This is a genomic window from Lolliginicoccus suaedae (assembly GCF_008312885.1).
GTDB classification, from domain to species: Bacteria; Actinomycetota; Actinomycetes; order Mycobacteriales; family Mycobacteriaceae; genus Lolliginicoccus; species Lolliginicoccus suaedae.
The window spans coordinates 988205-1005778 of sequence record NZ_VSSO01000001.1; the positions used below are offsets into that span (position 1 = coordinate 988205).

Annotated in this window: 17 protein-coding genes; 2 read left to right on the plus strand and 15 right to left on the minus strand. The window is 68.3% G+C overall.

The features are described from left to right. Window positions 1-56: 56 nt before the first annotated feature. The gene (locus FXO18_RS04515) at window positions 57-719 is read right to left on the minus strand and encodes an MBL fold metallo-hydrolase (protein WP_149360108.1); all 663 of its coding nucleotides are present in this window, start codon (window positions 717-719) and stop codon (window positions 57-59) included. 187 nt (window positions 720-906) lie between these two features. On the opposite strand from FXO18_RS04515, the gene FXO18_RS04520 reads away from it, so the two are divergent. Next, entirely contained in the window at window positions 907-1815 is a 909-nt protein-coding gene (locus tag FXO18_RS04520) for a peptidylprolyl isomerase (RefSeq protein WP_149359828.1), read from the plus strand. 3 nt (window positions 1816-1818) lie between these two features. Next, window positions 1819-2640 carry a peptidylprolyl isomerase gene (locus FXO18_RS04525; protein WP_149359829.1) on the plus strand — a complete coding sequence of 274 codons (822 nt, stop codon included), beginning with the start codon at window positions 1819-1821 and terminating at the stop codon, window positions 2638-2640. Here the strand turns inward: FXO18_RS04525 and FXO18_RS04530 are convergent. The 14 genes from FXO18_RS04530 to FXO18_RS04595 all read right to left on the minus strand — a co-directional run bounded on the left by FXO18_RS04530 (window position 2629) and on the right by FXO18_RS04595 (window position 17561). Further along, window positions 2629-4896: a RelA/SpoT family protein gene (locus tag FXO18_RS04530; RefSeq protein ID WP_187774196.1), complete on the minus strand. Its 2268-nt coding sequence runs from the start codon at window positions 4894-4896 to the stop codon at window positions 2629-2631. The two genes, FXO18_RS04525 and FXO18_RS04530, sit on opposite strands and share 12 nt — an antisense overlap. A 133-nt stretch (window positions 4897-5029) precedes the next feature. After that, window positions 5030-5566 (minus strand): adenine phosphoribosyltransferase, encoded by a 537-nt coding sequence (locus FXO18_RS04535; protein WP_235900438.1) that lies wholly within the window; start codon window positions 5564-5566, stop codon window positions 5030-5032. After that, on the minus strand, window positions 5566-7308 hold the full coding sequence (locus FXO18_RS04540; protein WP_149359831.1) for an ABC transporter substrate-binding protein: 1743 nt from the start codon (window positions 7306-7308) through the stop codon (window positions 5566-5568). The genes FXO18_RS04535 and FXO18_RS04540 overlap by 1 nt, the downstream gene beginning before the upstream one ends. Before the next feature lie 25 nt (window positions 7309-7333). Then, on the minus strand, window positions 7334-8503 hold the full coding sequence (secF, locus tag FXO18_RS04545) for a protein translocase subunit SecF (protein ID WP_149359832.1): 1170 nt from the start codon (window positions 8501-8503) through the stop codon (window positions 7334-7336). Further along, the gene (gene secD, locus FXO18_RS04550; RefSeq protein ID WP_187774170.1) at window positions 8500-10101 is read right to left on the minus strand and encodes a protein translocase subunit SecD; all 1602 of its coding nucleotides are present in this window, start codon (window positions 10099-10101) and stop codon (window positions 8500-8502) included. Before secD ends, secF begins: the two co-directional genes overlap by 4 nt. A gap of 53 nt (window positions 10102-10154) precedes the next feature. After that, on the minus strand, window positions 10155-10487 hold the full coding sequence (yajC, locus tag FXO18_RS04555) for a preprotein translocase subunit YajC (protein ID WP_149359833.1): 333 nt from the start codon (window positions 10485-10487) through the stop codon (window positions 10155-10157). Window positions 10488-10633: 146 nt separating this feature from the next. Continuing rightward, on the minus strand, window positions 10634-11701 hold the full coding sequence (ruvB, locus tag FXO18_RS04560) for a Holliday junction branch migration DNA helicase RuvB (protein WP_149359834.1): 1068 nt from the start codon (window positions 11699-11701) through the stop codon (window positions 10634-10636). Beyond that, window positions 11698-12309, minus strand: a complete 612-nt coding sequence (gene ruvA / locus FXO18_RS04565) for a Holliday junction branch migration protein RuvA (protein WP_149359835.1) — start codon at window positions 12307-12309, stop codon at window positions 11698-11700. Before ruvA ends, ruvB begins: the two co-directional genes overlap by 4 nt. Continuing rightward, window positions 12306-13010, minus strand: coding sequence for a crossover junction endodeoxyribonuclease RuvC (gene ruvC / locus FXO18_RS04570; protein ID WP_149359836.1), 705 nt, complete (start codon window positions 13008-13010; stop codon window positions 12306-12308). The genes ruvA and ruvC overlap by 4 nt, the downstream gene beginning before the upstream one ends. Before the next feature lie 108 nt (window positions 13011-13118). Continuing rightward, window positions 13119-13871, minus strand: a complete 753-nt coding sequence (locus FXO18_RS04575; protein ID WP_149359837.1) for a YebC/PmpR family DNA-binding transcriptional regulator — start codon at window positions 13869-13871, stop codon at window positions 13119-13121. Window positions 13872-13935: 64 nt separating this feature from the next. Continuing rightward, complete coding sequence (gene pdxT / locus FXO18_RS04580) at window positions 13936-14556, minus strand: pyridoxal 5'-phosphate synthase glutaminase subunit PdxT (RefSeq protein WP_149359838.1); 621 nt, start codon at window positions 14554-14556, stop codon at window positions 13936-13938. 68 nt (window positions 14557-14624) lie between these two features. Continuing rightward, a complete protein-coding gene (locus FXO18_RS04585) occupies window positions 14625-15449 on the minus strand; it encodes an acyl-CoA thioesterase (RefSeq protein ID WP_149359839.1) in 825 nt (274 codons plus the stop codon). 39 nt (window positions 15450-15488) lie between these two features. Beyond that, on the minus strand, window positions 15489-16409 hold the full coding sequence (gene pdxS, locus FXO18_RS04590) for a pyridoxal 5'-phosphate synthase lyase subunit PdxS (protein ID WP_149359840.1): 921 nt from the start codon (window positions 16407-16409) through the stop codon (window positions 15489-15491). Window positions 16410-16508: 99 nt separating this feature from the next. Further along, on the minus strand, window positions 16509-17561 hold the full coding sequence (locus FXO18_RS04595) for an NUDIX hydrolase (protein ID WP_149360111.1): 1053 nt from the start codon (window positions 17559-17561) through the stop codon (window positions 16509-16511). Window positions 17562-17574 lie beyond the last annotated feature (13 nt).

The window sequence follows — 17574 nt, forward strand, 5'->3', positions numbered from 1 at the left end:
TCACTGTCGCATTCGGTGCCGGCGCGGGAGCCGTAGGGGCTCGCCGCGAGCCGGGGCTAGCGGAGGAACGGATTGGTTGCCCGCTCGTGCCCGACCGTGGTCGCTCCGCCATGCCCGGGCAGCACCGTGGTGCTGTCGTCGAGCACGAGCAGGGTCTCCTTGATCGAGCGGATCAACTGGTCCGCGTCCCCGCCAGGCAGATCGGATCGTCCGATCCCCCCGGCGAACAGCGTATCGCCGCTGAACACTATGTCACGCGGGCCATCCTCGGTAGCCACCTGGGTGCGCGCGATCACCGAGCCTCTCGTGTGGCCCGGAGCATGGGCGAACGCGAGCTCGATCCCCGCGAGCTCGAGCAGGTCGCCGTCCTGGATGTCCTTGACCGTGCCAGGCTCGCGGAACTCCATCCCCTGGATGAAGCCACTGAGCTGCGGGCCGATGCCGGACGCGGGGTCGCTGAGCATGCCACGATCCTCCGGATGGATATAGGCGGGGATGCCGTGCTCGTCGCACAGTGGCTGCGCCGACCACATGTGGTCGAGATGACCATGAGTGAGCACCACCGCGACGGGCGCGAGGCCATGCTCATCGAAGACGCTCCGCAGCGCCGGCATCGCGTCCTGCCCAGGATCGATCACCACGCATTCGTTCGTATCGTCGAGCGCGATGATGTAGCAGTTGGTCTGGAACATCCCGGCGGGGAATCCCATTACTCGCACGCGTCCACTCTCCCGGTACTCGTCCTGCATCATTGCCGCGGCACGCCTGCGCGGCGCGTCCCGGGTGATCGGTCCGCGGGCCCCCGGCAACACAGGAGCTCCTCAGCAACCAATCACTGTACTTCTCAGGGTATGCGGCTAGCCTGTCAGGCGGTAAACCGAAATCAAATCAAGGAGGGTCGCCGCGGTGGCGTCGAACCAGGAGCGGCGCGAGGCCGCGAGGACCACGCTCGAGCAAACGATCGCTGAGCGGCGCAAGCAGGAACGACGCAAGAAGGTGCTGCTCGGCGCCGGTGCGGTAGTGGGCGTGGTGGCCCTCGCCGGCGCGACGTTCGGCGTATACACGCTCGCGAGCGGCGGTGATTCCGACGGAGCCAGCGATTCCGTGGCGGCGGAGGACCAGGGCGACGAGATGTTCGACGAGATGTTCGAGGAGCAGCAGGAGATCCCCGAGCCCGAGGCGCTGCCGACGGAACGGGCCGAGGCGCTGCCAGCCACCGTCGACTGCTCCTACACCGACAGCGGCCGCCCCGCCGCCAAGGAGGCCGAGCGGCCAGCCGAGACGGGCATCCCTGCCGAGGGCAACGTCGCGGCCACGATCAACCTCAACGGCGAGCCGGTCGGCGTGACGCTCGACCGCGCCAAGTCCCCCTGCACGGTCAATAGCTTCGTCAGTCTCGCCGAGCAAGGCTACTTCGATGGCACGAGCTGCCACCGCCTGACCACCGCGGGCATCTTTGTCCTGCAGTGCGGCGATCCCTCGGCCACCGGTGGTGGCGGTCCCGGCTACGCCTTCGCCGATGAGTTCCCCGCCGACCAGTACCAGGAGGCACCGCGCGGCGGCACGATCTACCCGCGCGGCACGATCGCGATGGCCAATGCCGGGCCAGGCACCAACGGCAGCCAGTTCTTCCTGGTCTACGACGATTCCCCGCTCGCCCCCGCCTACAACGTCTTCGGGCAGATCAATGATCCTGGTCTCGCTGTGATCGATGCCATTGCGCAAGCGGGAGTCGCGGAGAATCCTGGGAGCGCCCCCGGCGACGGGGCTCCGAGCGTTCCCGCGGAGATCACATCAGTCACGGTGGAGGAATAGCCATTGGGCAGAGCGACGGCTCGAATCCTGGGCGGGGCCGGGCTGTGCACGAGCATCAGCCTGGTCCTCGCTGGATGCTCCCTTGCCACGGAGCCGATGCCGCCGGCTGCCCTCGTCCCTGATACCCCCGCTGGCGCGGAGGCTGCGGTCGCGGCCTCCGCGCCAGCACCCGTGCTCCGCGATTCCCCGCCGCTCGACGTCACCTCCCCCCGCTCTGATCCCCTGCCGCCCACCGTGAGCTGCGAGTACCCACGGTCTGGCAGTCCTGCCCGTCCCGTCGCGCTGCCGCCCGAGAAGGACGTGGCCGCTGCGGGATTCGCCACGGTCCGGCTCGAGCTCCGGCGCGGCACGGTGCCCATCACGCTCGACCGATCCCTCTCACCCTGCACGGCCAATAGCTTCCTCAGCCTCGCGGAGCAGGGCTTCTACACCAGTTCGGTCTGCCACCGCATCACCACGCGCGGGGTATACACCTTGCAGTGCGGCGATCCGAGCGGCACGGGCACCGGCGGGCCCGGCTATGGCACACCAGCGGAGTTCCCTGCCGATCAAGCAACGATTGACGGCGAGCGCCGCAGCACCGCCCCGACGACCTACCCGCGAGGCACCGTCGCGATGGAGACCACGGCGGGCGGCAACAGTGGCAGCCGGTTCTTCATCGTGTTCGACGACTCGCCACTGCCCCCGTCCTACACGATCATCGGCACCGTCGACGCGAGCGCCATGTGGGTGCTCGATGCCATTGCCGAAGCTGGCCCCATCTCGGGCCACAGCGGTGCGCCCATCCGGCCGGTGCAGATCATCGGTGTCGAGCTAGACCGCTGAGGTCATCCGGTACACGTCGTAGACGCCCTCGACATTGCGCACCACGTTCAGCACATGACCGAGGTGCTTCGGATCGCCCATCTCGAAGGTGAACCGGCTGATCGCTACCCGATCGCCCGACGTCGCCACCGAAGCGGACAGGATGTTCACCTTCTCGTCGGCGAGCGCCTTGGTCACGTCCGACAGCAAGCGGTGCCGGTCGAGCGCCTCGATCTGGATGGCCACGAGGAACATCGAGTGCGGCGAGGGCGCCCACTGCACATCGATCAGGCGCTCCGGTTGCGCGCGCAGGGATTCCGCATTGGTGCAGTCGGTACGGTGGACGCTGACCCCACCGCCGCGCGTGACAAAACCAAGGATCTCGTCCCCAGGCACGGGCGTGCAGCACTTGGCCAGCTTGACCAGCACCCCTGAAACTCCCGGCACCTCGACGCCCACATCGCTCGCCGAGCGGCGACTGCTGCGCGGGGTGCTCGATGGCGTAGCCCGCTCGGCAAGCTCCTCCTCGGCATCCTCGACGCCACCGAACTGCGCGACGAGCCGCTGCACCACATGCTGGGCAGAGACATGGTGCTCCCCCACCGCGGTGTAGAGCGCGTCGACATCCTGGTAGCGCAATTCCCGCGCCGTCGCGGCCATCAGGTCGCCACTGAGGATGCGCTGCAGCGGCAGGCCGGTGCGACGCACTTCCTTCGCGATGGCGTCCTTGCCCGTCTCGAGGGCCTCCTCGCGGCGCTCCTTGGCGAACCATTGGCGGATCTTCGTCTTGGCGCGCGGCGAGACGACGAACTTCTGCCAGTCGCGGCTCGGCCCGGAGCCCTCGTCCTTGGAGGTGAAGATCTCCACGACCTCACCGTTGTCGAGCGTGCGCTCGAGCGGCACGAGGCGACCGTTGACGCGCGCGCCGATGCACCGATGCCCCACCTCGGTGTGCACCGCGTACGCGAAATCCACCGGGGTGGAGCCCGCAGGCAGGGTCAGCACGTCCCCCTTGGGGGTGAAGACGAATATCTCCTTGCGCGCGAGGTCATAGCGCAGCGACTCGAGGAACTCGCCAGGATCCGCGGCCTCGCGCTGCCAGTCGAGCAGTTGCCGCATCCACGCGATCTCGTCGACCTCGGAGCTGTCCGAGTGATGCTTGCCGCGGGTCTCCTTGTAGCGCCAGTGCGCGGCGATGCCGTACTCGGCGTTCTGGTGCATGTCATGGGTGCGGATCTGCACCTCGAGCGGCTTGCCCTCGGGCCCCACGACCGTGGTGTGCAGCGACTGGTAGACCCCGTAGCGAGGCTGGGCGATGTAGTCCTTGAAGCGGCCCGCCATGGGCTGCCACAACGAATGCACCACACCGATCGCGGCGTAGCACTCGCGCACGTGGTCGCACAGGATGCGCATGCCCACGAGGTCATGGATCTCGTCGAAGTCCTTGCCCTTGACGATCATCTTCTGATAGATCGACCAGTAATGCTTCGGGCGGCCCTCCACCACGGCATTGAGCTTGGCGGCCTCGAGCGCCGCCTTGATCTGCGAGCGCACCTTGTCGAGGTAGATATCGCGCGAGGGGGCCCGGTTGGCCACGAGCCGGACGATCTCGTCGTACCGCTTCGGGTGCAGGATCGCGAACGCGAGGTCCTCGAGCTCCCACTTCACCGTCGCCATGCCGAGCCGGTGCGCGAGCGGCGCGATCACCTCGAGCGTCTCGCGGGCCTTGCGCGCCTGCTTCTCCGGCGGCAGGAACCGCATCGTCCGCATGTTATGAAGCCGGTCAGCGACCTTGATGACGAGGACTCGCGGATCACGGGCCATGGCGATGATCATCTTGCGGATCGTCTCGGCCTCCGCGGCCGTGCCCAGCACGACCTTGTCGAGCTTGGTGACGCCATCGACGAGGTGGGCGACCTCATCGCCGAACTCAGCGGTCAGCTGCTCGAGGCTGTAGCTGGTGTCCTCGACGGTGTCATGCAGCAGCGCCGCGATGAGCGTGGTGGTGTCCATGCCTAGTTCGGCGAGGATCGTCGCGACAGCGAGCGGATGAGTGATGTATGGATCGCCGGACTTGCGGATCTGCTCGGCGTGGCGCTCCTCGGCCACGTCATACGCGCGCTGCAGGGTGACGAGCGGCGCCTTGGGGTAGAAGTCGCGGTGGATCGCGACGAGTGGCTCGAGCACGGGCTTGACCGCGGCGCTTCGGCCCGCGGTCATCCTCCGCGCGAGCCGGGCCCGCACGCGCCGGGAGGCGGATCCTGGCGCGTTGACCATCGACGCGAGGGGGCGCGGGACATCCTCCTCCGCACCCGTCGGGGTGGTGCCTGCCTCATGCGGGGCTTGCGCATCATGGCTCACGCGTCCACCTCCTATCCGAAACGAAGCCGCCTCACCGCAACTGTAGCGCTCACTGCGCGACGAGCGCCGCGAGAGGGGTGGTTCCGAGCTTGGCGCGTCCGGCGAGCGCCTCGAGCTCGAGCACGACCGCGGCGCCCACGACCTCGGCACCTGCTTGCTCGAGCAACGCTTTCGCCGCGCCCAGTGTTCCACCGGTGGCGAGCACATCGTCGATGATGAGCACGCGGCGCCCGGCGAGCTCGATGCCCTCGGCGGGGATCTCGAGCGTGGCCTCGCCGTACTCGAGCGCGTAGCTGCGCGCATGCACAGGCGGCGGCAGCTTCCCTTGCTTGCGCACGACGAGCATCCCGGTGCCGAGGTGCAGCGCGACGCCGGCGCCGAGCAGGAAGCCGCGCGAATCGATGCCGGCCACGAGATCGATGCCGGTGCCGGTCCGGGGGGATTCCGCGAGCGCGGCAATGACCGACCGCAGCCCGTACCCGTCCGCGAAGAGCGGGCTCAGGTCAGCGAACCGCACGCCGGGCTTGGGAAAGTCCGGCACGGTCCGGGTGAGCGAGGCGATGAGCCCCTCGAGGCCCGATGCCATCAGCCCCGCACCCACCTGTCCATGTTCCATCCGGCCCCGGCCCGCGATGGGTTGGGCACCACGCCAACGATCGACTCCGCGCTCGCCACGGTGCGCGGCTGCACCGCGAGCGGAACGGTCGGCAGCTCGCTCCACAGGATGCTCTCGGCCTCGGCGAAGCGGACGTAGCGCGCATCCGGATTGCTGATCACGGCAAGCTCGGCGACGAGGATGTCGACGCGGTCCTGCGCGAAAGCACCGATATTGCGGCCGTTGCGCGAGTGCAGGGCACTGAGGCTGGTCGCCTCGGAGGCGAGGCCACCGCTGGACTGGACGCCGCCGACGCCACCGAGAACGATATCGACCTCTCCCGACTCCATGGCCTGCACCGGATCGAAGTCACGGGAGCTGACGTTCTGGACGATGATCCCAGCCTCCTGGCAGCTTCGCGCGATGAACGAGACTGTCTCCTCCCGGCGCTGGTCCGGGCCCCGGTAGCCGATGCGGACCCGCATGTCGTCGGATTGCGGGAAGTTGCGGGCGAGCGCGAGATCGGGCTGCAGGAAGATCTGCTGCGCCGGTCCAGCCACGAACCCGTACGCTGGGTCGCCGGGCTGCATCGTGCGGGAGCTGACCACGCCGGGACTCGGCGCGGAGTCACCGAACTCATCATTGATGGCATCGTCGGCGATGCGCTGGCGGGGCACGCAGCCGGTGAACGCGCGACGGGCATCGACATTGCCGAACACGCCTCGGGTATTGAAGATCAACTGCTCGGTGTTCAGCGAGGCCACGGTGCGCGCGTCATAGCCGGCGAGGTCGAGGCCAGGCACCGATCCCGCGCCCGTCTCCACCACCTGCGCCTCGCCGCGCGCGACGATCTCGCGGGTGTCCATCCCTGGCCACACCACGATCCGCGGGGTCCGCGGAGGATCGCCCCACCATCGATCGTTGCGCACGAGCAGCAGTCCACCATCCTCGGTGAATGACTCGATCCGGTAGGGGCCGGAGGACGGGTAGAGCGTGCGGTCGATCTCGCCGGGCTCGAGATCCCAGCCGGTGTTCCAGAACTCGGCGATCCGTGCCAATGCTTCGGTATCGCCACTATTGACGGCGCCCACGATGTCGGGGACCCGGGCCTCCCGGGCCACGACATGCGACGGCATGATCGTGGTGGCGGAGAAGATCTCGGCCCAGTCGGTGACCAGCCTGCCCTCGCGGAACCGGATCTGCGCGCTCTTGGAGCCGGGCTCGCAGTCGATGGCCTCGATGTCGGCGTAGCCCCAGTCGGTAGCAGCGTCGAATAGCGGCTCGGGCGCGCCATCGGGGCCTGGAGCGGTGAAGCGGCCGCTGCCGGCGGCCCATGCGAGCACGAGGTCGTTGCAGGTGACGGGAATGCCGTCGGAGTAGACCGCATCAGCGTCGAGGGTCACGTCGAAGGCCGAGGGGCTGCCCGGGACGGGGGTGATGGTGCCGAAGTCCCGATCGAACACCGCGGTCCCCTGGGGCCCGATGTAGCTCAATCCGGTGAGCACCCGGCCGAGCACGGCGGGTGCCGCGGAGTACGCGCCATCGACCGTGTTGGCGTTGTAGGTGGTGATCGGTGCATCGATGGCATACCCGAGGGTGTACTCGTCGAGCGTGTCAACGGTCGCGCAGGAGCTGAGCGGAACGATGGCCGCTGTCGCTAGCGCTGCGACCGCCATGGCCCGTCGGCGAGCGATGCCCGTGCTGGTTCGAGTGGATCGGATGCCATGGATCATTCCCGGATTCCTTCCCGGACGTGGTTCACCGGCGACGCTTGCCCGTCGGGCGCGCGCCGGGCGCCGGCGCTGATCCGCGCCGACGTGGTGGCTGCGCCGCACCGGATTCGTGGCGCGCGCCTGGTGCATCGGTGGAGGCCGCGACGGGCTCGGCGACTGCCGGGGCCGCTGGCCCTGCCCGCCGCGCGGCCACCGCAGCCGTGTGCTCCTTGATCTCGGGAGTGCGTTCCTTGAGCGTGACGAGCAACGGCGTGGCGAAGAAGATCGATGAGTAGGTGCCGATGACGATGCCGACGAGCTGCACGAGGGCGAGGTCCTTGAGCGTGCCGACGCCGAGCATCCATACCGCGACGATCATCAGCGACGCGATGGGCAGCACGCTGATGAGAGACGTGTTGAACGATCTCATCAGGGTTTGGTTGACACCGAGGTTCGCCTGCTCGGCGTAGGTGCGGCGCAGGCTGCTCGTGACGCCGCTCGTGTTCTCCTGCACCTTGTCGAACACGACGACCGTGTCATAGAGCGAATAGCCGAGGATGGTGAGCAGCCCGATGATCGTGGCGGGACTGACCTCGAACCCCACGATCGCGTACACACCGGCCGTGACAGTGAGGTCGAGGATCACCGCGGCGATCGCCGCGACCGCCATGTGCCACTCGAATCGCAGGGCGATGTAGACGCACACGAGGACCAGGAACACGATCAGCGCGAGGACGGCCTTCTCGGTGACCTGCCCGCCCCACGTCTCGCTCACCTTCGCGATGCTGATCGCGTTGATATCCGGCTCGCCGTCGGCGCCCCGGGGCTCGAAAGCCTCGAACAGGCCACGCTGCACGGCCTGGATCTGCGGCTCCTCGAGGGTCTCGGAACGGATCTGGATCGATGCGGTGGCGCCGGTGCCCACGATCTGCACCGTCGTGGGTGCCACACCGATCACGTCGGTGAACACTTCCTCGGCCTGCTGCGCGGTGACCTCGCCAGCTGGCATCTCGACACGGGTGCCACCAGCGAAATCGATGCCGAAGGTGAACCCGCGGATACCGATTCCGGCGAGCGAGATGAGGATCAGGGCGAGCGCGACGAGGAAGTACAGCTTGCGGCGCGCCACGATCTCGAACGCGCCCGTGCCGGTGTAGAGGCCGTGGAAGAAGCCATGCCGACGAGTCGGCTCAGTGGTGGCCTGCGAAGTTGTCATGGTGTGGCACCTTCCACGTTCGTGCTGGATGCTGCCCGGGCCTGCTCCTGCTGGGCGCGCTCGCGAGCGACGTCGGTGATCGCGCCGAGGCCGTTGAGCCGCGGGTTCGACAGTAGCCGGGATCGAATGGCGAGGCTCAGCATGGGATAGGTGAACAGGAACACCACGAAAAGGTCGAGCACAGTGGTGAGGCCGAGCGCGAACGCGAAGCCCTTCACCTGTCCCACCGCGAGCAGGTAGAGGATCGCGGCGGCGAGGAAGCTGACGGCATTGCCGGTCATGATCGTCCGCCGGGCCCGTTGCCAGCCTCGCTCGACCGCGCTGCGGAAGCTGCGGCCCTCGCGCATCTCATCCTTGATGCGCTCGAAGTAGACGATGAACGAGTCGGCCGTCATGCCAATGCCGATGATGAAACCGGCGATGGCCGCGAGATCGAGGGTGAAGTTGACGTACCGGCCCAGGAGCACGAGCACTCCGTAGACCAGTCCGACGGCGATGGCGAGGGACAGTCCGGCGATGACGCCGAGCAACCGGTAGTACGCGAGAGCGTAGAGGAGGACCGCGAGCAGCCCGATCGCGCCGGCGATCAGCCCGGCCTCGAGCGAGGCGAGCCCGAGGGTGGCCGAGACCGTTTGGGCCTGCGATGCCTCGAAGGACAGGGGCAGGGCGCCGTAGCGCAACTGGTTGGCGAGGTCGCGGACCTCTTCCTCGGTGAAGTTGCCGGAGATGGAGGTGGCGCTGCCCGCTGGCGTGGCATCGCGGATCACCGGTGCGCTCACGACGGCGGTATCGAGCACGAACGCGGCCTGCTGGCCGATGCTCTGGCGAGTGAAGGCGGCCCAGTCGTCGCTGGCCTGTCCCTGGAAGCGGAACGACACTTCCCACCGCGCCTGCTGCTGGTTGAAGCCGCCACTCACGCTGCCGCTGTCGATCTCCTCGCCCTCGATGAGGACGGGACCGAGCAGGTAGACGACCTGGCCGTCACTGCCGCAGGTGACCAGGGGCTTGTCGGGCAGGTCGTTGCCAGCGAGCGGGTCGAGCGGGCTGCACTCGTGCTCGGCCAGCGTCGTTGCCTGCGTCTCGGGGTCCTCGGACTGCCGGGCGGCGCGGGCCTCCTCGATCAGCGCGGCAGCCTCGTCCGCGTCTCCGGGCAGAGTTGGCCGGGGCTCCTCCTCGGTGCCAATGCCCTCCTCCGGGGTGCTCTCCGCGGCATTGGGAGCGGGTTGCGCGTTGAGCACCGGACGGACATACATCCGCGCGGTCTGCCCGAGCGTGCGCGCCTGGGCACCATCCTGGCCCGGCACCGTGATGACAAGGGTCTCGCCATCGATGAGCACCTCGGAGCCGGCGACGCCGAGGCCGTTGATGCGGGTGGCGATGATCTCCTGCGCCTGCTCGAGAGCGTCAGGGCTAGGGCTCGATCCGTCCGGGGTGATCGCGGACAGCACGACCCGCGTACCACCCTGCAGGTCGACGCCGAGGCGCGGCGTCGTGCCGCGGTCCCCGGTGAACAGGACGAGAGTGAAGCACAGGGCGACGAGGATGAGCACGGCGCTGAGTGCCCGCAGCGGATGCTTCCGCCGACTGGTTGATGCCACGAGACGATCTCCTTGACGACAACTGGCGCGACCGCCAGTCACGAGGGCTGACTCTACTGGACTCCGCTGTCGCGGCCGTACGCATCCGTGCCGCCACCATCGCGGTCGTCGAGCTCGCCGTCCTCCTCGATGTCGTCGCGGACCACGTCACGGATCGCGAGGCGCATCCAGGTGGCAACGACTCCGGGGGCGATCTCGAGCTCCACGGTGGTGTCCTCGACGGCCCTGATGGTGCCGTACAGGCCGGAGGTGGTCATGATGCGATCGCCGACGGAGAGCGAGTCCTGCAATGCTGCTTGGCGATCCATCTCCTTCTTCTGGCGGCGCACCGAGAGGAACATCGGTACGAGCAGGAGCAGGATGAGCAGGGGCAGGAGCAGTTCCATCGGGGCGTGATTCCTCGTTGTTCGATGTGCGCGTGTGGGGCGGGCCGGTCACAGAATGCCGACCGGTACACCAGTGTGCCATCCCTGGCGCGGGTTGCCGAGTTGCCCGCGCCGCCGGGGCCCGCCCAGCAGGCGCAGCGGGCCGTCTAGAACGTGTATTCGTCGTCCTGGGGCTCGCGCGCGCGGACCGCGATGCCGCTCGCCACGGTATCCGCGGGCGGCACGAGACCCAGGTGCTCCCAGGCCGCGGCGGTGGCGATGCGACCGCGTGGCGTGCGCGCCAGCATGCCTGCTCGCACCAGGTAGGGCTCGCAGACCTCCTCCACCGTCGCTGGCTCCTCGCCCACCGCGACCGCGAGGGTGGCGGCGCCCACGGGGCCACCGTTGAAGCTCCGCACGAGCGACTGCAGCACCGCCCGGTCGAGACGGTCGAGCCCGAGCTCGTCGACGTCGTATACGCGAAGGGCGGCGCTGGCGATGTCCATGGTCACCACGCCGTCGGAACGGACCTCGGCGTAGTCGCGCACCCGGCGCAGCAGGCGGTTCGCGATGCGTGGCGTGCCGCGGGACCGCCGCGCGATCTCGTGGCTCGCATCGTTCCGGAGCTCCACGCCCAGGATGCGAGCGGAGCGCATGAGGATGCGCTGCAGCTCAGCGGGCTCGTAGAAGTCCATGTGCGCGGTGAAACCGAACCGGTCACGCAGCGGACCAGTGAGCGCGCCCGAGCGTGTCGTGGCACCGACCAGGGTGAAGGGCGAGACCTCGAGCGGGATGGAGGTGGCGCCGGGGCCCTTGCCCACGACGACATCTACGCGGAAGTCCTCCATCGCGAGGTACAGCATCTCCTCCGCGGGACGGGAGATGCGGTGGATCTCGTCGATGAACAGGACATCGCCCTCGACGAGGTTGCTGAGCATCGCGGCGAGGTCGCCAGCCCGTTCCAGCGCAGGGCCGGAGGTCAGGCGCAGCGCTGTGCCCATCTCGGCAGCGATGATCATCGCGAGGCTGGTCTTGCCGAGGCCGGGCGGGCCGGAGAGCAGGATGTGATCGGGTGCCGCGCCGCGCTGCTTGGCGCCGGAGAGGACGAGCTCGAGCTGCTCCCGCACGCGCGGCTGGCCGATGAAGTCGAAGAGGTTCTTGGGGCGCAGGCTGCCCTCGAGGTCACCGTCGCCATCGACGAGGCTCGGCGACATGGACTGCTCCTGGTTGGTCATCGCGGGCCACCCAGGCTGGCGAGCGCGGAGCGCAGCAATACCGAGGATGTGGCAGCGGGCTCGAGCTCGAGCGCGCCGGCCGTGGCCTGCTCGGCCTGCGCGGCAGTGAAGCCCAGCCCGGTGAGCGCTTCGATCACGGTGTCGGCGACCGTGGCTGCCGGTGCGCTCCCATTGGTCGCTCCCCCAGCATCCCCGGTCATCCCGTCGGCCGCGCTCACCTTGTCCCGCAGGTCCACGATGAGGCGATCGGCGACACGCTTGCCCACCCCGGGTACCCGCATCAGTGCCTTGGTGTCGCCATTGGCCAGCGCGAGGCGCAGCGCGTTCGGCTCGAGCACCGCGAGCACCGCCATGGCGAGCCGGGGGCCCACGCCCGTCACGGTCTGCAGGAGGGCAAAAAGCTCGCGCGACTCATCGCTGGAGAATCCGTAGAGCGTCATGGAATCCTCCCGCACCACCATCGTGGTGAGCAGGAGAGCCTCGTTCCCCCGATGCAATCCCGCGAGGGTGCCTGGCGTGGCATGGATCTTGTAGCCCACTCCCGCGGCCTCGACCACGGCATGATCGAGACCGATGTGCAGTACTGGTCCGCGTACCGCTGCGATCATGATGCCTGCCCCTCGATCGACTGGCGGCCAGTGCCGCGGTCATCCTTCGTGCTCCTCGTCGCCTGTCCACGCGGGGCAGTCCGGGTCGTGGCCTTCCCTGCTGCCACCTTGCCTGCCTCAGCCTTTCTGGCCTCCGCCGCCTGTGCCCGCCGGACAGCCGCGAGCCGCGCGGTGTACTTGCGCCGCGCGACCTGCGCGGCAGCCTCTGCCTCGGCCATGCGATCGAGCATCGGCGCCCGCCAGCAGTGGCAGATCGCGAGCGCGAGCGCATCGGCGGCATCCGCGGGGCGGGGCGCCTCGGCCATCTTGAGGATGCGCGTCACCATCGCGGTGACCTGCTCCTTGCCCGCGGACCCGTCACCAGTCACCGCGGACTTGACCTGGCTCGGGGTGTGGAACGAAACGGGAATCCCGCGCCTCGCGGCGGCGAGGGCGACCACTCCACCAGCCTGCGCGGTACCCATCACCGAGCGAACGTTCTGCTGGGAGAACACTCGCTCGATGGCAACGACATCGGGCCGGTGCTTATCCATCCACTCCTCGGCGGCCGTGGCGATGCGGAGCAGGCGCGCGGACAGCTCGAGATCCGGGGGCGTGCGCACCACGTCGACGGCCACGGCGGCGACGCTTCGCCCCGTGCCCGAATCAACGATGCCGAGACCGCACCGGGTGAGCCCCGGGTCAACGCCCATTACTCTCACGCGCACCTCCACCCCATGCGAACAGTTGTTCGATAGTGTAGTGGATATGCCCCCTCGCGGTCGCCCGCGAGCACCGGGCGAGTCGCGGCGACCGATCGAGCGAGATCGTCATTCGTCGAGCTGCGCGAGCACCTCATCGGAGATGTCGATGTTCGAGTAGACGTTCTGCACATCATCGCAATCCTCGAGGGCATCGATGAGCCGCAGCACCTTGCGCGCGGTGTCGGCATCGACGGGGACGCTCATCGACGGCTGGAAGCTCGGCTCGGCCGAGTCGTAGTCGATGCCGGCCTCCTGCAGCGCGCTGCGCACCGCCACGAGATCGGTGGGCTCGGAGACGATCTCGAAGCTCTCGCCAAGATCATTGACCTCCTCGGCGCCCGCCTCGAGCACCGCGAGCAGGATGTCGTCCTCGGAGAGCCCGTTCTTCTCCAGCACTATCACGCCCTTGCGGGAGAACATGTAGGCCACCGAGCCAGCGTCGGCCATGTTTCCACCGTTGCGGCTCATCGCGGTACGAACCTCGCCGGCAGCGCGATTGCGATTGTCCGTGAGGCACTCGATCAGCAGCGCCACGCCATTGGGCCCGTAGCCCTCGTACATGATGGTCTGCCAGTCGGCGCCGCCGGCTTCCTCGCCGGAGCCCCGCTTGCGCGCCCGCTCGATGTTGTCATTGGGCACCGAGGCCTTCTTGGCCTTCTGGATGGCGTCGTAGAGAGTGGGGTTGCCCGAGGGGTCACCGCCGCCGGTACGTGCCGCCACCTCGACGTTCTTGACCAGCTTGGCGAAGAGCTTGCCACGCTTGGCGTCGATGGCAGCCTTCTTGTGCTTGGTGGTGGCCCATTTGGAGTGGCCGCTCATATGGTCCGGTTCCTTCCGACGTCACCAATCGTTCACTACGAGGCCTTGGATGGCGTGGGGAATGTTACCCCTGTCCGCCCGCTTTGTTCCGCACGCTGTCGACGAACAGGCCATGCACGCGACGATCACCCGTCACCTCGGGATGGAACGATGTCGCCATCACTGGTCCCTGGCGGACCGCGACGACCCGCCCCGCGGCCGGTCCGGTCTGCACGGTGGCGAGCACCTCGACGCCAGGTCCGCATTCCTCGACCCAGGGGGCCCGGATGAACACCGCCCGCAATGGGTCGCCCTCGATGCCGTCCATCGCGAGATCCTCCTCGAAGGAATCCACCTGTCGGCCAAACGCGTTGCGCCGCACGGTGATGTCGAGCGCTCCGAGGCTGACCGCATCCGGACGGGTATCGAGCACCGTGGAGGCGAGCATGATCATCCCTGCGCACGAGCCGTACGCGGGAAGCCCGTCGGCCAGGGCAGCTCGCAAGGGATCGAACAACTCGAACACCGTGAGCAGCCGGCTCATCGTCGTCGACTCGCCACCGGGGATGACCAGTCCATCGACAGCGTCGATCTCCGTGGCGCGGCGTACCCGCACCGGCTCGGCCCCCACTGCTTCGAGCGCATGCATGTGCTCGCGGACATCGCCCTGCAGCGACAGGACACCTATGACGAGTCGGGATTCCACTCGCGACAGAGTAGGTCGTTGCCCGGCGAATGTCGAAACAGTCGCCGGGCAGCCGACCAGCGAGCCCGTTAGTCCCGCGGCAGCCGGGTGAGCCCCTCCTGCACCACGGCAGCCACGAGCCTGCCCTCCGCGTCCCAGATGCGCCCCTGCGTCAGCGCACGTCCATGGCCGGCATAGGGAGAGGTCTGGTCATACAGCAACCACTCGTCGGCCCGGAATGGCTGCATGAACCACATGGCATGGTCGAGCGACGCGAGCTGCACCCGCGAGCGCTCCTTGGGGTGCGGCCCGAGCGACGAGCCGAGCAGCAGCATGTCGCTCATGTAGGCCAGCGCGCACACGTGCGCGGTGGGATCGTCCGCGATCTCTCCGCGGTAGCGCATCCACACACGTTGCTGCGACGCGAGCCTCGGGTGCAGCTCGGTCTGGTCCGGCGGCACGATGCGCAGGTCCCAGTTGGACCATTCCTTGAGCTCCCAGCGATCCTTCAGCTCCGGCACGTCCGCGGGATCGGGCAATTCCTCGGCCTTCGGCACCGGCGGCACCACGTCGCTGTGCTCGATGCCCGGATCCCCCACGTGGAAGGACGCCGACATGACGAAGATAGCCTCGCCGTCCTGCACGGCCTGGATGCGCCGGGTGCAGAACGAGCGCCCCTCGCGGATCCGGTCCACGAGGTACACAGTGGGCATCTTGGGCTTGCCCGGGCGCAGGAAGTAGGCGTGCATCGAGTGCACCCGGAACTCCGGATCGACAGTGCGCACCGCCGCGATCAGCGACTGGCAGGCCACCTGGCCACCGAAAGTCCGATGCAGCAGCGTCTCCACCGGCTCGCCGCGGAAGATGTCCTTCTCGATCTGCTCGACATCCAGGACTTCCTCGATCGTGGCCATGGTGCCCTTTCCTGTTCGATCGTGCTCAGTGGTACCGCGTCACCAGCCGCGCTGGGCGAGCCGGTGGCTGACCGGCACATCATCGACGTTGATGCCGACCATCGCCTCGCCGAGGCCCCGCGACACCGACGCCAGCATGTCCGGGTCGTCGAAGTAGGTGGTGGCCTTCACGATAGCCGCTGCGCGCTTCACTGGATCGCCAGACTTGAAGATCCCCGAGCCAACGAATACGCCCTCCGCGCCGAGCTGCATCATCATCGCCGCGTCCGCCGGGGTCGCGATCCCACCCGCGGTGAACATCACCACCGGCAGCTTGCCCGTCCGCGCGACCTCCGCGACCAGCTCGTACGGCGCCTGCAGCTCCTTGGCCGCCACGAACAGCTCATCCTTGCTCAGCGCGCCCAGGCGCCGGATCGCGCCCCCGATCTCGCGCATGTGGGTGGTGGCGTTGGATACGTCCCCGGTGCCGGCCTCGCCCTTCGACCGGATCATCGCCGCGCCCTCAGTGATGCGCCGCAGCGCCTCGCCGAGGTTGGTCGCACCGCACACGAAAGGCACGGTGAACTGCCACTTGTCGATGTGGTTGGCGTAATCGGCCGGGGTAAGCACCTCGGACTCGTCGATGTAGTCAACGCCGAGGCTCTGCAGGATCTGGGCCTCCACGAAATGCCCGATGCGTGCCTTCGCCATGACCGGGATCGACACGGCGTCGATGATGCCCTGGATCATGTCGGGATCGCTCATGCGCACCACGCCGCCCTGCGCGCGGATGTCGGCAGGCACCCGCTCGAGGGCCATGACCGCGACGGCACCGGCGTCCTCGGCGATCTTCGCCTGGTCGGGGGTGACGACATCCATGATCACCCCGCCCTTGAGCATTTCCGCCATGCCGCGCTTGACGCGCGCGGTGCCGGTCGCATGCTCGGCGGAGTTAGTGGGACTGGAAGGGGATGCGCTCACGAAAGTCACTCCTGCACATAAGGCCATCAGGGGGTGGTCTGTTAACCACACCATCCTAGGAGGGCGGCGCCCGTTGCGCGAAGCCGGACCCGGCCGCTACTACGTGATGGAGCGCAACGGCGGCACGGGCACCCGTCCGGAGGCCACGCCCTCGGCCTCCACGAGCAGCCCGGCGAGCTCTCGCGGATAGACCTGCTCCCCCTGCGCGCACAGCTCACGGATAGCCGCGGCATCGCACCAGCGGAAACCCAGCACCATCCGCGATTCCAGCTCGGTGAGCCCCGTGGGCACGGGCTCGAACCGGCCGGTCAGGCACACGAAGATCCTCTCCTCGCTGCGCATCGCCGAGCCGTTGAACGTGAACTCCTCGGTGCGATCCCAGACCGGGCCGATCAGTTCGTCGTCGGTGATGATCCGGCCAGTCTCCTCGGCCACCTCGCGGCGCGCGGCCTCGCGAACGTCCTCGTCGTCCTCGACTCCCCCGCCCGGGGTGAACCAGAATGCTTGCCCCGGGTCCTCGGGGTCGGTTCCCCGCACGAGCAGCACGCTTCCCTCGCCATCGAGCAGCAATACCCGCCCTGATTCCCGCCGCGGCGCCGCGGCTGGCTCCCCCATTGGCTCCCTGGCACTATCGGTCGCGGCCCTGGCCGGGGCATGCTCGGGGATGACGCCGCGTGCCACGGTGGCGCGCAGGTGCTCCACTGGCTGCACGAATTCACGCTCGATGATCTCGAAGAACCGTGGCTGCGGAGCCGTCCCGGCAAGACCGAGCCAGCGCACGGGGCGGCGATGCCGCAATGCGCGCGTGTCGCCGACAGCATCGTTGTGGAAGCGGCGCGCGATCATCACGCGGGCCTCTGCATCGGCAAGCTCAGCAGCTAGTGGGGAGGCGAGTTCCTCCATCGCGACCTGGGACAATGCTGCGGAGAGCTGGTTCTCCGCATCCTCGCGGTCACCCCGGTCGGCGCGTTCCGCACGGTCAGCGAGACGGGCTATGCGTGGTTCCTCGAGCGCCTGGGCGATCGCCCGGGCCACCACGGCGCGCCGCGCCAGCGAGGCGTCGAGCGACTGCCATGCCTTGTCATACCGGATGTGGAGCCGGTCGAGCCGATTGGCGGTGGACAGCAACCATGCCACGAGCAGCACGACCATGATGGCCAGCGCG

Coding starts and splice junctions, on each gene's coding strand:
- FXO18_RS04530 (WP_187774196.1), bottom strand. CDS start 4,896: ATGGTCAACGCGCCAGGATCCGCCTCCCGGCGCGTGCGGGCCCGGCTC.
- FXO18_RS04535 (WP_235900438.1), bottom strand. CDS start 5,566: ATGGCATCGGGCCTCGAGGGGCTCATCGCCTCGCTCACCCGGACCGTG.
- FXO18_RS04540 (WP_149359831.1), bottom strand. CDS start 7,308: ATGATCCATGGCATCCGATCCACTCGAACCAGCACGGGCATCGCTCGC.
- secF (WP_149359832.1), bottom strand. CDS start 8,503: ATGACAACTTCGCAGGCCACCACTGAGCCGACTCGTCGGCATGGCTTC.
- yajC (WP_149359833.1), bottom strand. CDS start 10,487: ATGGAACTGCTCCTGCCCCTGCTCATCCTGCTCCTGCTCGTACCGATG.
- ruvB (WP_149359834.1), bottom strand. CDS start 11,701: ATGACCAACCAGGAGCAGTCCATGTCGCCGAGCCTCGTCGATGGCGAC.
- ruvA (WP_149359835.1), bottom strand. CDS start 12,309: ATGATCGCAGCGGTACGCGGACCAGTACTGCACATCGGTCTCGATCAT.
- FXO18_RS04575 (WP_149359837.1), bottom strand. CDS start 13,871: ATGAGCGGCCACTCCAAATGGGCCACCACCAAGCACAAGAAGGCTGCC.
- FXO18_RS04585 (WP_149359839.1), bottom strand. CDS start 15,449: ATGGCCACGATCGAGGAAGTCCTGGATGTCGAGCAGATCGAGAAGGAC.
- FXO18_RS04595 (WP_149360111.1), bottom strand. CDS start 17,561: ATGGTCGTGCTGCTCGTGGCATGGTTGCTGTCCACCGCCAATCGGCTC.